This is a genomic window from Streptomyces griseochromogenes (assembly GCF_001542625.1).
Classification (GTDB): domain Bacteria; phylum Actinomycetota; class Actinomycetes; order Streptomycetales; family Streptomycetaceae; genus Streptomyces; species Streptomyces griseochromogenes.
Genome location: NZ_CP016279.1, coordinates 7,934,417 through 7,947,081, shown reverse-complemented (window position 1 = coordinate 7,947,081; position 12,665 = coordinate 7,934,417). Strand labels below are relative to the sequence as shown.

The window sequence follows — 12,665 nt, the reverse complement described above, 5'->3', positions numbered from 1 at the left end:
CTCAGCCTCCCCAGATGTCATAGAGCCGCACCTCCAGCACGGCCAGCACCACACCGCCGGCCGCCACCGTCACCGAACCCCAGCGCGTGCGCTCGGCCAGTGACATGAAGCCCGCCGTCGGCACGCACGCGAACGCGCCCAGCAGATACGCCACGAAGATCGTCGTGCCCTGCTCCGGCTTCTCGCCCCGCGCCAGCTGCACGATCCCGACCACCAGCTGGATCACGGCCAGCAGCGACACCACGGCCATGCCGATGAAGTGCCAGTCCTTGGTCGGCTGGTCCCGGTAGGCGGCCCAGCCGCACCAGGCGGCGAGCAGCAGCGCGGCGACCCCGGTCACCAGCGTCAGGGCATTGAGCATGCGGTGACCTTATTACGGCCGAAATGGCCCGACGCCGCCGACCCCGCCGTACGCCGTAGGGTCTAGACCATGACGATCCACGCGCACGCCCTCCTGTTCGACAACGACGGCACCCTCGTCTCCTCCCTCGACTCCGTCGAGCGCTGCTGGACGCGCTGGGCGCGGGAGTACGGCATCACCGCCGAGGAGTTCCGGCGTGTGGCACTGCACGGCCGGCCCGCGGCCGAGATAGTCGCCGATCTGCTGCCCGCCCGCCTCGTGCCCGAGGCGGTCGCGCGGGTCGAACAGCTGGAGGTGGAGGACGTACCCGACGGGGGCGTGCGGCTTCTGCCCGGGACACGGGAGTTCCTCGACGCGCTGCCGGCCGACCGCTGGGCCGTCGTCACCTCAGCCACCCGCCGGCTCGCCGAGGCCCGCCTCGACGCCGTCGGCATCCTGCCCAAGACCCTGATCACCGCCGACGACATCACCCGCGGCAAGCCCGACCCCGAGCCCTATCTGCTCGCCGCCCGGCAGCTCGGTGTGGACCCGGCCCGCTGCGTCGTCTTCGAGGACGCCCCGGCCGGACTCCGGGCGGGCCGAGCGGCCGGTATGACCACCGTGGCGTTGGCCACAACCCACCGGGCCGAGGAGCTCGACGCCGACCTGGTGGTCGACGACCTGTCGGGCTTGTCCGCACTGGTCACCGACGCGGGAGTGGAGATCTCCGTTCGCGGCTGAGAACTGTCCGCCGCTGTCCAGCATGCGGACAGCGGCGGCCGGTCAGCACCATGGGTCTGCTTTACTGATCGCATGACCACGACGAGCAGCCGCACCCTTGCGACGACCGAGGCGACCATGACGCCCGGTGCTCGTTGTCTGTGTCCGCGCCGAATGTGCGCCTTCTAGAGGGCCCCAGCACCACCTGAGCCTCGCGCCCCGAAGCGAGAGCCGTGGCCTGTCCGACGCCGGATCCCCGGCCTCTGTGACCGACGGCCGCCCCGCGCACACGACGTTCTCCCCGGTTCGCCGCCCCAGCGAGAACCGTGCCGCGTCCCTGAACGAATGCAACGCATGCACCCGTGCCCGGGCACACCCACGCCCGCGCACTCGACAGTGACGGAAACCCCAGTGATCACCACATCGGGCCTCACCAAGGTCTACCGCTCCCGCGGCCGCGAGGTCGCCGCCCTCGACGGCGTCGATCTCCACGTCCGCGAAGGCGAGGTCTACGGCGTCATCGGCCAGTCCGGCGCCGGCAAGTCCTCGCTCATCCGCTGCGTCAATCTGCTGGAGCGTCCGACCTCCGGGACGGTCAGCGTCGCCGGACAGGACCTCACCGCACTCGCCGGGCGCGGCCCGCGCGCCGGCCGGGAACTCCGGCAGGCGCGCAGCCGGATCGGCATGGTCTTCCAGCACTTCAACCTGCTCTCCTCACGGACCGTGCGGGACAACGTCGAGCTGCCGCTCGAAATCCTCGGCAAGTCCGGCAAGGAGCGCTCCCGCAAGGCGCTCGAACTGCTCGACCTGGTCGGCCTCGCCGACAAGGCGGGGGCCTACCCCGCCCAGCTCTCCGGCGGCCAGAAGCAGCGCGTCGGCATCGCCCGTGCCCTCGCCGGCGACCCCAAGGTGCTGCTCTCCGACGAGGCCACCAGCGCCCTCGACCCGGAGACCACCCGCTCCATCCTCCAGCTGCTGCGCGACCTGAACCGGCAGCTGGGCCTGACCGTCCTGCTCATCACGCACGAGATGGACGTGGTGAAGTCGGTCTGCGACTCCGCCGCCCTCATGGAGCAGGGCCGGATCGTGGAGTCCGGCACGGTCAGCGAACTGCTGGCCACCCCGGGCTCGGAGCTCGCCGCCGCGCTGTTCCCGGTGAGCGGCGAGCGCACGGGCGACGACCGGACCGTCCTCGACGTCACCTTCCACGGCGAGGCCGCCACCCAGCCGGTCATCTCCCAGCTCTCCCGCACCTACAACATCGACATCTCGATCCTCGGCGCCGCCATCGACACCGTCGGCGGTCTCCAGATCGGCCGCATGCGCATCGAACTGCCCGGCCGCTACGAGGACAACGTGGTGCCGATCGGCTTCCTGCGCGAACAGGGCCTGCAGATCGACGTGGTGGGCCAGGCGGCTCCGCTGGTGAAGGAAGGTGCCAAGTGACCTGGTCCGAGATGCAGCCGCTGCTGTCGCAGGCGTGTTCCGAGACGCTCTCGATGGTGCTGTGGTCCACCCTGATAGCCGTCGCCGTCGGCCTTCCGCTCGGCATCCTCCTCGTCCTCACCGACCGGGGCGGCCTGCTGCAGAACGTCGTCGCCAACAAGGTGATCGGCCAGATCGTGAACATCGGCCGGTCGATGCCGTTCATCATCCTGATGGTCGCACTGATGAGCTTCACCCGCTGGGTCACCGGCACGACGATCGGCACCACCGCCGCGATCGTGCCGCTCGCCATCGGCGGCATCCCGTTCTTCGCCCGCCTGGTCGAGACGGCCGTCCGCGAAGTGGACAACGGTCTCGTCGAGGCCGTGCAGGCCATGGGCGGCAACACCTGGACCATCGTCCGCAAGGTCCTCGTCCCCGAGGCGCTGCCCTCGCTGATCGCCAGCACCACCACCACGATCATCGCCCTCATCGGCTACTCCGCCATGGCCGGCACGGTCGGCGGCGGCGGCCTCGGCGACCTCGCCGTCCGCTACGGCTACCAGCGGTTCGAGACCCAGCTGATGTGGATCACCGTCGCGGTCCTCGCCGTCGTCATCTCCCTCATCCAGTTCGCCGGCGACTACGCGGCCCGCTCCCTGCACAAGCGCGGCGCCCGCTCCGGCCCCGCTCCGAAGCTGCGCCTGCTGAAGACCGAGGAAACCGACCTCGGCAAGGCCGCCTGAGCGCCACCAGGACTCCCCGTAATCCGGGGTCGCACCACCTTTAAGGAAAGGCACTTTTCGTGCGTAACACCGCCAAGCTCACCACCGCCGTCCTCGCCGCCGGAGCCCTCACCTTCGGGCTCACCGCCTGCGGCTCCGGCAACTCCTCCGGCTCCCACGACTACAGCGGCCCGCTGGTCGTCGCCGCGAGCCCGACCCCGCACGCCGAGATCCTGAACTTCGTCAAGAAGAACCTGGCGAAGAAGGCGGGCCTCGACCTGGAGGTCAAGGAGTTCACCGACTACATCACGCCGAACACGGCGACCGAGGACGGCTCGGTCGGTGCCAACTACTTCCAGAACCAGCCGTACCTGGACGACTTCAACAAGAAGCGCGGCACCCACATCGTGCCCGTCGTCACGGTGCACCTGGAGCCGCTCGGCCTCTACTCCCACAAGGTCAAGAAGGCCGACGCGCTGAAGAGCGGTGCGACCGTCGCCGTCCCGAACGACGCCGTCAACGAGGCCCGCGCCCTCAAGCTGCTCGCCGCGAACGGGCTCATCACCCTCAAGTCCGGCGCGGGCAACGAGGCGACCCCGCAGGACATCGCGAAGAACCCCAAGAACCTCAAGTTCAAGGAGGTCGAGGCGGCCCAGACCCCGCGCTCCCTGGACGACGTGGACGCGGCCGTCGTCAACGGCAACTACGCGATCTCCGCGGGCCTCAAGCCCGCGAAGGACGCCCTCGTCCTGGAGTCCGCGAAGGACAACCCGTACGGCAACTTCCTCGCCGTGAAGAAGGGCAACGAGAAGGACCCGCGGGTCAAGAAGCTCGCGAAGCTCCTCACCTCGCCCGAGGTCAAGAAGTTCATCGAGGACAAGTACCAGGGCTCGGTCATCCCCTCTTTCTGACGGGGCGTATACCGCGTATCGCCACGCACGGGGTCCACTCCCTCACGGGGGGTGGGCCCTGTTGTGCCGTTCAGTGGTTTCATGCTGCATGCTGGGCAGTTCAGCAGGCCCTGAAGGTTTTCCGAAGGTTACGGAGCGGCGCATGACTAGCACCTTCCCCACCATCTCCATCAGCACGGAGCGGTTGGTGCTGCGTCCCCTCGACGAGGACGACGTGCCCGCCCTGGCCGAGATGATGAACGACGAGCAGGTCGCCGCCTGGACCTCGGTCCCCCAGCCGTTCACCGAGGACGCCGCCCGGCACTGGATCACCGAGTACGCGCCCACCGAGCGCGCCGCCGGCCGGAGCCTGGACCTCGCCGTCACCGAGTTCCTCACCCAACGCCTGGTCGGCGTCGTCCAGCTGGCCAAGACCAACTGGCACATCCGGTCCACCGAGCTGTCGTACATCATCGCCCCCTGGGCGCGCGGCGAGGGCTACGCCTCCGAGGCCGCGCTCGCCACCGCGCATTGGGTCTTCGGCGACCAGAAGTTCGAGCGCGTCGAGATCCGTACCGCCGCCGACAACACCGCCTCCCAGCAGGTCGCCCAGAAGATCGGCTGCATCAGCGAGGGAGTGCTGCGCAACGCCTGCATAGTCCGCCACCGCACCGAGAACGGCACCTGGGCCGACGTGCGGACCGACTACATCGTGTGGAGCCTGCTCCCGGAGGACCTGGAGGGCGCCGACGAGCAGTTCGCCGACAGCAGCGGTTTCGGGTCGTACTCCAGCTGGAACTGACGTCCGCGAGGCGCCCCCGGCACCTTCCGCGGACCCGCCCCACCGCGCGCCCGCTACCTTCACCAGGTACGCTCACGGAGCCCGCCCAAGGCACCCGCACCCCTGACGACCTGCGAAAACCTGGAGACTGACGACGATGGCCGACCGGGTCACGGTGATCGGCTGGGACGGCTCGCCGCCGACCGACGCGGCACGCGCCGCCCTCGGCGCCGCCACGCTCGTGGCGGGCGCGGCCCACCACTTGGCGCTGCCCGAGGTCCCGCCCGCCGCCGAACGCATCCGGCTCGGCAGCCTCGCGCTCGCCGCCCGCCGGATCGCCGCCCACCGCGGCACCGCGGTCGTGCTCGCCGACGGCGACCCCGGCTTCTTCGGTGTCGTACGGACCCTGCGCGCACCCGAGTTCGGCCTGGAGGTCGAGGTCGTCCCCGCCGTCTCCTCCGTCGCCGGCGCCTTCGCCCGCGCCGGTATGCCCTGGGACGACGCCCAGGTCGTCGTCGCCCACCCGCGCACCCTGCGCCGGGCCGTGAACGTGTGCCGAGCCCACACCAAGGTCGCCGTCCTCACCTCACCCGGCGCCGGGCCCGCCGAACTCGGGCTGCTCCTGGACGGGGTCCACCGGACCTTCGTCATCTGCGAGGAACTGGGCACCGACCGCGAGCAGGTCACCGTCGTCACCTCCGACAAGGCCGCCGACCACACCTGGCGCGACCCGAACGTCGTCATCGTCATCGGCGGACCCGCCGGACCGGGTGCCGGGGCCGAGGGCGGCGGCTGGATCGCCGGGCGCGACCCGGGCGCCGGCCCCCGCGGCTGGGTGCAGCCCGACGCCGACTACGCCCAGCACGCGGGATACGGCGGCGGCCTCGGCGAAGGGGAGACGGGGCTGCTGCGGGCCGCCCAACTCGCCCGCCTCGGACCCCGGATCGGCGACCTCGTCTGGGACATCGGCTCGGGCAGCGGAGCGTTCGCCACCGAGGCCGCGCGCGCCGGAGCGGCCGTCATCGCCGTGGACCGCGATCCCGGCGCCTGCGCACGCACCGAATCGGCCGCACGCCGCTACGGCGTCCAGCTCCAGATCGTGGAGGGCACCGCCCCGCATGTCCTGGAGAACCTGCCCGAACCGGACGTCGTACGGGTCGGCGGCGGGGGAGCGCCGGTGGTCTCCGCGGTCGCCGACCGGCGCCCGCAGCGCATCGTCACCCACGCCGCGACCCGCGACGAGGCCGAACTCGTCGGCCGCGGTCTGAGCGAACACGGATACCGGGTCGAGTGCGCCCTGCTGCAGTCCGTGGAACTCGACACCAGGGCCTGGAGGGAGACCGAGCGGAACGTTGCGTTCCTGCTCACGGGGGAATTGCTGCGGCGCGAAGCGCCTCGTTGAGGGGTGGTGGCCGGGCGACGGGAGGGCCTGCCGGATGGCGCCCCGTGATCCTGTTGTCGTACCGCGCGCGGTAGGCTGGCCGATCGTTGTACCGCACCGGTGGCCCGGAACTTCGTTCGCCAATGTCCGGAAAACGCGCCCGTTTTGGGGTGGGTGTGGTACGGCGGAACCCGAGGACGCGCAACGTGGCGCAGTCCACAGCGGGCTGTCGCGGATCATGCTGTCGCGATGGCGGAACGGCCGGGACAATGCCACCGAATGGCTTTGTCGCCTTTTTGGGGCGGGTCGTTCGTGCCGCTGGGCACGCACGCTCGTTCTTCACTACGGGGCGGTCGGTGCGCCGTCCCGGGTGATGCAGGTCGTAGGAGCACTAACCGATGGGCGAGGGGTACGCATGACCGACACCGGCCAGGTCCCGGCCGAGGGGCAGCCGGAGAGCGTAGGCATGGTGGAACAGCCGGGCGCCCCCGCGCACGGCGCGTACACCTACCTCTCCGAAGCACCCGCCGAGGACGAAGAGCTGCTGCTGCCGGGTGCCCAGGGCGCGTGGGGCAACGAAGTGCAGCCGCCGGCCCCGGAACCGGTCGTCGAGGCCATCCACGAGCCGGGCGCGCACGAGACGGGCGGCCGGGACAGCGGTTCCGTCGACCTCAACGGTGTCCGGCTGCCGAATCCGGCGCCGCCGTCCGTGCCTCCGTCTCCCATTCTCTCGGCCCCGCACGATCCGGCGGTGGCCGCCCAGCCGCGTCGGCCGCTGCACCTCGGGCCGCCGATCCCCGACACCTCCGCCAGCCCGGTCCGCTCCCTCGCCGACCGCGGTCCCGCGGGCGCGCCGGTACGGCAGCCGGGGCCGCCCACGACCGGGCCCGAGTACCTCGACGCCCAGCCGCTGCGCGACATGGCCCCGCAGAGCGCGGCTCCCTGGGGCGCCGCACCCGCGGCCGTGGCCCAGGTCGGTGCAGGGGCCCAGGCTGCGGAAACGGTTAGTCCGGCCGTCACTCCCTTCGCCGACGCGGCCGTCGCCGCCCAGGCCGCCGCGCCCCCTCTGGCGGTACAGGCGGTGGCGCAGGCGCCGGGCGAGGGCGTCCAGGAGCCGGCCCGGGCCGAGGTCGTCCACGGCCATGACGGCACACAGCCGGTGCAGCACGGCCACGACGGTGTGTACACCGCCCCGGCGGGGCAGGCCCCCGAGGGCGTCCACGTTCCGCCGGAGGCCGGGCAGGAGGCGCCGGTCGCGCCGCCCGCGCCGGTCGCGCAGGAGCCGGCCGAGGCCGTGACCGCCGCCGACGGCGGGGCCGCGCCCGTGACCGGGACGCCGACGGCGCCCGAGGCCGGACAGCAGGCGGACGGCGTCGTACCGGCCCCGCAGGCCGCAGCTGCCGACCCGGGTGCCGAGGCCGTGGGCGGCGCGGAGACTCCGGCCGGTGCCCAGGTGACTCCTGTCCCGGTCCAGCAGGCGCAGGAGGAGGCCGTACCGGTACAGGCGGCGCCGGTCGTACAGGCCCCGGACGCGGTCCGGGTGGCCGAGCCCGTCGCGCCGAGCGAGAACGTGCAGCCGCAGCCGGTCGAAGGCGCCGAGCCCGCCGACGCCACGCAGACACAGGGCGCCGAGGGCACGGACGCGCCGACCGGCGCCGTGCCGGTCGATGCCGTGCCGCAGGATGCGGACGCGGTTGCGGCTGGGGTTCTGCCTCAGACAGTGGACGCGGTTGCGGCTGGGGCTGTGCCTCAGGCAGCGGACTCCGTTGCCCCCGGGGCTGTGCCGCAGGCTTCGGGTGTCCTTCAGGCCGAGGGCGTGCCACAGGCCGCGGTCGCGGCCGGACCTGTGCCTCAGGATGTGGCTGCGGTTCAGGTCGAGGGCGTGCCTCAGGTTGTGGGTGCCGTTCCGGTCGAGGCGATGCCTCAGGCAGCGGACGCCGTCCAGGCTCAGGGTATGGCGGCGGAGGCCGACGCGGTCACCGCCCACGGCCGGACGGAGGGCGTCGACGCGGGCGTTGCCCAGGTCGTGGCCCACGCCGCCGACGCGGTCGCCGATGCGGTCGCCGATGCGGGCGCCGTTCAGGGCGTCGTCGCCGGCACCGATGAGGTCGCCGCGCAGGCTGTTCCCCAGGCTGCCGATCCCGCCGTTCTGCAGGCGGCCGATCCCGCCGTTCGCGAGGCTGCGGATCCCGCTGCCGCTCAGCCTGTGACCGAACCCGCGGGAGTCGTTCCGGCGCAGGCGGACCCGCAGGTCTCCGGCGCCGTGGCGGCCCAGGCCGCGCCCGCCGGACCCGGCACCGCCGCCGCCGATCCCGCGCAGGTACCCACGATCGAGCCTGCCGCCGACTCCGGTCAGGCACCCCCTGCCGCCGATCCCGCGCAGGTCCCCGAGTCCGTCGCGGCCGTCCCCGCGGCGGACGGGCCACAGACCGAAGCAGTCGCCGCCGCCCCCGGGGTGGAGGAGGCGCAGGCCGAGCCCGTCGCCGTCGCTCCCGGCGCGGACGAGCCGCACGCCGTGACCGTCGTCTCCCCGGAGCAGGACGCCGTACAGGCTCCGCCCGCCGCGGACGGCACCGCGACGCCCGCCGCCGGTACGCCCGCCGCCACCGAGGTGCCCGAGCCGGTCCCCCTCCAGGCGCAGGGACCGCAGCTGGCCGGACCCGTCCCGAACGAGGGTGAGGCCGTGGCCGCCGCTCAGCGGCCGCCGGAGCCGTCGCACGTTCAGCAGACGGCCCAGGGCGAGGGCGCCCCCGGCGCCACCCCGATCCAGCCCCCCGCGCCCGCCGCCCCGGCCGGCCCGCAGCTTCAGCCCGGTCAGGGGGAGCCCGCCGTACAGCAGGGCGACCCCGGGCAGCCGGTGCCCGGCGCCGCGGACTCCCAGCCCTCCGCCGTCCCGGGGGAACCGCAGCCCGAGCAGCCGCTCGGACAGTTCGTGCCGGTCGAGGGCTCGGTGCCGACCACTCCGCACCTGGCCCCGACCCCGCCCCAGCCGCTCGTGCTGCCCGCCCAGGAGCGGCAGGAGCCCGTGGTCACCGTCCCCGCGCCCCGCGAGGCCGAGCCCGCGGCCGTACCGGCCGCGCCGGACGACGAGCACGTCCCCGATGTCGTACAGCACGCGGAGGACCTGGAGACCAGGGCCGCCGAACAGGAAGAGAGCACGGCCGCAGTGGAAGAGGTACGACAGCCCAGCGGACCGGCCGCGCCCGCCTACGACGACGCCGAGCGCGAGGCCATCCTGAAGGTGATGCGCGAGCGCCGCGACATCCGCAACGGCTTCCGCGGCGACCCGATCCCGCACGAGGTGCTGCTGCGTGTCCTGGAAGCGGCCCACACGGCCCCGTCCGTGGGCCACTCGCAGCCCTGGGACTTCGTCGTCATCCGGTCCGCCGAAACCCGAAGCGCCATGCACGAACTGGCACAGCGTCAGCGCGAGGCATACGCCAAGTCGCTGCCCAAGGGCCGGGCGAAGCAGTTCAAGGAACTGAAGATCGAGGCCATCCTCGACACCCCGGTCAACATCGTCGTCACCGCCGACCCGACCCGCGGCGGCCGCCACACGCTCGGCCGGCACACCCAGCCCCAGATGGCGCCGTACTCCGCGGCGCTCGCCGTGGAGAACCTCTGGCTCGCCGCCCGTGCCGAGGGCCTCGGCGTCGGCTGGGTCAGCTTCTTCGACGAGCGCGAGATGGTGCGCGCCCTCGGCCTGCCCGAGCACCTGGAGGTCATCGCCTACCTGTGCGTCGGGTACGTCGACGAGTTCCCGGACGAGCCCGAGCTGATGCAGGCCGGCTGGTCCAAGCGCCGCCCGCTGTCCTGGGTGGTGCACGAGGAGACGTACGGCCGCCGCGCCCTGCCCGGAGAGGAACCCCACGACCTGCTTGCCGAGACCGTCGCACAGATCCGCCCGCTCGACGCCAAGGCCCTCGGCGAGGCCTGGGAGCGCCAGAAGCGCATGACCAAGCCGGCCGGCGCGCTGGGCATGCTGGAGATCATCTCCGCACAGCTGTCCGGTCTGTCCCGGCAGTGCCCGCCGCCCATCCCCGAGCCCGCGGCCGTCGCGATCTTCGCCGGCGACCACGGGGTGCACGCCCAGGGCGTCACCCCCTGGCCGCAGGAGGTCACCGCCCAGATGGTGGCCAACTTCCTGGGCGGGGGAGCGGTCTGCAACGCCTTCGCGAGCCAGGTCGGCGCCGAGGTGTGCGTCGTGGACGTCGGCGTCGCCGCCGACCTGCCGGCCACGCCCGGTCTGCTGCCCCGCAAGATCCGCGGCGGCACCTCCGACATGACCACCGGCCCCGCGATGACCCGCGAGGAGGCCAAGGCGGCCATCGAGGTGGGCATCGAGACCTCCCGCGACCTGGTGGCGGCAGGCAACAAGGCGCTGCTGACGGGCGAGATGGGCATCGCCAACACGACGGCGTCCGCCGCGCTCATCGCCGTCTTCACCGGCGCCGACCCGGCCGAGGTCACCGGCCGGGGCACCGGCATCAACGACGAGACCCTGGCCCGCAAGACCGAGGTCGTCCGCCGTGTCCTGGAACTCCACCAGCCGGACCCGGCCGACCCCGTCGGCGTCCTCGCGGCCATCGGCGGCTTCGAGCACGCGGCCCTGGTCGGCCTGCTCCTCGGCGGCGCCTCGCTGCGTACGCCGGTGATCCTGGACGGCGTCAGCGCCGGCGCGGCGGCCCTCGTCGCCCGCGCGATCGCGCCCGAGGTCCTCGCGGCCTGCATCGCCGGCCACCGCAGCGCCGAGCCCGGCCACGTCGCCGCCCTCAACAAGCTGGGTCTGCGCCCCCTGGTCGACCTCGACCTCCGCCTCGGCGAGGGCACGGGCGCGTTGCTGGCCCTGCCGCTGGTCCAGAGCACGGCCCGGGCGATGCACGAGGTGGCGACGTTCGATTCGGCGGGCGTGACCGAGAAGTAGGGGAGGGCGGTTCCGGGTTCCCGTCGTCCCGCCGGTGGTTGTGGGCAGTCGTTCCTCCCCCAGAGCCTGAAGGGCCTGGGAGATACCCCCAGGCGGAACGAGTGGGCACAACCACCCGCGGCCGCCCGGTCGGCGATGGTGCCCAGCCATCGGACACCTGAGCCGTCCTTCCCGCTGCCAACGTAAAATCCGCACGTCAGGGCCACAGCACAGCCGTAAGAGGAGCCGCCCCTCATGGCCGAACACCCCGCCTACCCCGTAGGCCTCCGCCTCACCGGCCGCCGTGTGGTCGTCCTCGGCGGCGGCACGGTGGCCCAGCGCCGCCTCCCGGCACTGATCGCAGCCGGTGCGGACGTCACCCTCGTGTCCCCGCAGGCGACCCCCTCGGTCGAGGCCATGGCCGAGGCAGGCGAGATCACCTGGGAGAGGCGGCCCTACGCGGAAGGCGACCTCGCAGACGCCTGGTACGCCCTGATCGCCACCAGCGACCCCGACGCCAACACCGCCGCCTCCGCCGAAGCGGAGCGCCACCGCGTCTGGTGCGTCCGCTCCGACGACGCGGACCGGGCGACGGCCTGGACCCCGGCGACCGGCCACAGCGAGGGCGTCACGATCGCCGTCCTCACCACGGACGCCAAGGGCCGCGACCCGCGCCACACCGCCGCCGTTCGCGACGCCGTGGTCGAGGGCCTGCGCGACGGCACCCTGGTCGCCCCGCACCACCGCACCCGCACGCCCGGCGTGGCCCTGGTCGGCGGCGGCCCCGGCGACCCGGATCTCATCACCGTCCGCGGCCGCCGCCTCCTCGCCGAGGCGGACGTCGTCATCGCGGACCGGCTCGGCCCGCGCGACCTGCTCGCCGAACTCCCGCCGCACGTCGAGGTCATCGACGCCGCGAAGATCCCGTACGGCCGCTACATGGCTCAGGAGGCCATCAACAACGCGCTCATCGAGCACGCCAGGCAGGGCAAGTCGGTCGTCCGGCTCAAGGGCGGTGACCCGTTCGTCTTCGGCCGGGGCATGGAGGAGGTCCAGGCGCTCGCCGAGGCCGGCATCGCCTGCACGGTCGTCCCCGGCATCTCCAGCTCGATCTCGGTGCCCGGCGCGGCCGGTATCCCCGTCACCCACCGGGGTGTCGCCCATGAGTTCACCGTGGTCAGCGGCCATGTCGCCCCGGACGACGAGCGGTCCCTGGTCGACTGGCCGTCGCTGGCCAGACTCACCGGCACGCTCGTGATCCTCATGGGCGTGGACAAGATCGGGAAGATCGCCGAGACGCTCGTCGCGCACGGCAGGTCGCCCGAGACCCCTGTCGCCCTCGTCCAGGAGGGCACGACCGCCGCGCAGCGCCGGGTGGACGCGACCCTCGCCACGGTCGCCGAGACCGTACGCGCCGAGGACGTGCGGCCTCCCGCGGTCATCGTCATCGGCGAGGTCGTGAGCGTGGGCCCGCGACCGGCGGCTTGATCACGCGTAACC

The 12,665-nt window shown here is 72.9% G+C and carries 9 protein-coding genes; 8 read left to right on the top strand and 1 reads right to left on the bottom strand.

All coding sequences use genetic code 11. The features are described from left to right. Position 1: 1 nt before the first annotated feature. Entirely contained in the window at positions 2-361 is a 360-nt protein-coding gene (locus AVL59_RS34325; protein WP_067312552.1) for a hypothetical protein, read from the bottom strand. Positions 362-430: 69 nt separating this feature from the next. Here AVL59_RS34325 and AVL59_RS34320 point away from each other — a divergent pair, with 69 nt between their 5' ends. From AVL59_RS34320 to cobA, 8 genes are all read left to right on the top strand, one after another. After that, positions 431-1,081, top strand: coding sequence for an HAD family hydrolase (locus tag AVL59_RS34320; protein ID WP_067312550.1), 651 nt, complete (start codon positions 431-433; stop codon positions 1,079-1,081). Positions 1,082-1,471: 390 nt separating this feature from the next. Then, complete coding sequence (locus AVL59_RS34315; protein ID WP_067312549.1) at positions 1,472-2,506, top strand: methionine ABC transporter ATP-binding protein; 1,035 nt, start codon at positions 1,472-1,474, stop codon at positions 2,504-2,506. Further along, a complete protein-coding gene (locus AVL59_RS34310; RefSeq protein WP_067312547.1) occupies positions 2,503-3,231 on the top strand; it encodes a methionine ABC transporter permease in 729 nt (242 codons plus the stop codon). Before AVL59_RS34315 ends, AVL59_RS34310 begins: the two co-directional genes overlap by 4 nt. Before the next feature lie 59 nt (positions 3,232-3,290). Further along, on the top strand, positions 3,291-4,121 hold the full coding sequence (locus AVL59_RS34305; protein WP_067312545.1) for a MetQ/NlpA family ABC transporter substrate-binding protein: 831 nt from the start codon (positions 3,291-3,293) through the stop codon (positions 4,119-4,121). A 142-nt stretch (positions 4,122-4,263) separates the two neighbouring features. After that, a complete protein-coding gene (locus AVL59_RS34300) occupies positions 4,264-4,902 on the top strand; it encodes a GNAT family N-acetyltransferase (protein ID WP_067312543.1) in 639 nt (212 codons plus the stop codon). A 136-nt stretch (positions 4,903-5,038) separates the two neighbouring features. Further along, positions 5,039-6,283, top strand: a complete 1,245-nt coding sequence (gene cbiE, locus AVL59_RS34295) for a precorrin-6y C5,15-methyltransferase (decarboxylating) subunit CbiE (protein ID WP_067312541.1) — start codon at positions 5,039-5,041, stop codon at positions 6,281-6,283. Between the two features lie 394 nt (positions 6,284-6,677). After that, positions 6,678-11,186 carry a nicotinate-nucleotide--dimethylbenzimidazole phosphoribosyltransferase gene (cobT, locus tag AVL59_RS34290; RefSeq protein ID WP_067312539.1) on the top strand — a complete coding sequence of 1,503 codons (4,509 nt, stop codon included), beginning with the start codon at positions 6,678-6,680 and terminating at the stop codon, positions 11,184-11,186. Between the two features lie 234 nt (positions 11,187-11,420). After that, positions 11,421-12,653, top strand: a complete 1,233-nt coding sequence (gene cobA, locus AVL59_RS34285) for a uroporphyrinogen-III C-methyltransferase (RefSeq protein ID WP_067312537.1) — start codon at positions 11,421-11,423, stop codon at positions 12,651-12,653. Positions 12,654-12,665 lie beyond the last annotated feature (12 nt).

Coding starts and splice junctions, on each gene's coding strand:
- cobT (WP_067312539.1), top strand. CDS start 6,678: ATGACCGACACCGGCCAGGTCCCGGCCGAGGGGCAGCCGGAGAGCGTA.
- cbiE (WP_067312541.1), top strand. CDS start 5,039: ATGGCCGACCGGGTCACGGTGATCGGCTGGGACGGCTCGCCGCCGACC.
- AVL59_RS34320 (WP_067312550.1), top strand. CDS start 431: ATGACGATCCACGCGCACGCCCTCCTGTTCGACAACGACGGCACCCTC.
- cobA (WP_067312537.1), top strand. CDS start 11,421: ATGGCCGAACACCCCGCCTACCCCGTAGGCCTCCGCCTCACCGGCCGC.
- AVL59_RS34300 (WP_067312543.1), top strand. CDS start 4,264: ATGACTAGCACCTTCCCCACCATCTCCATCAGCACGGAGCGGTTGGTG.
- AVL59_RS34325 (WP_067312552.1), bottom strand. CDS start 361: ATGCTCAATGCCCTGACGCTGGTGACCGGGGTCGCCGCGCTGCTGCTC.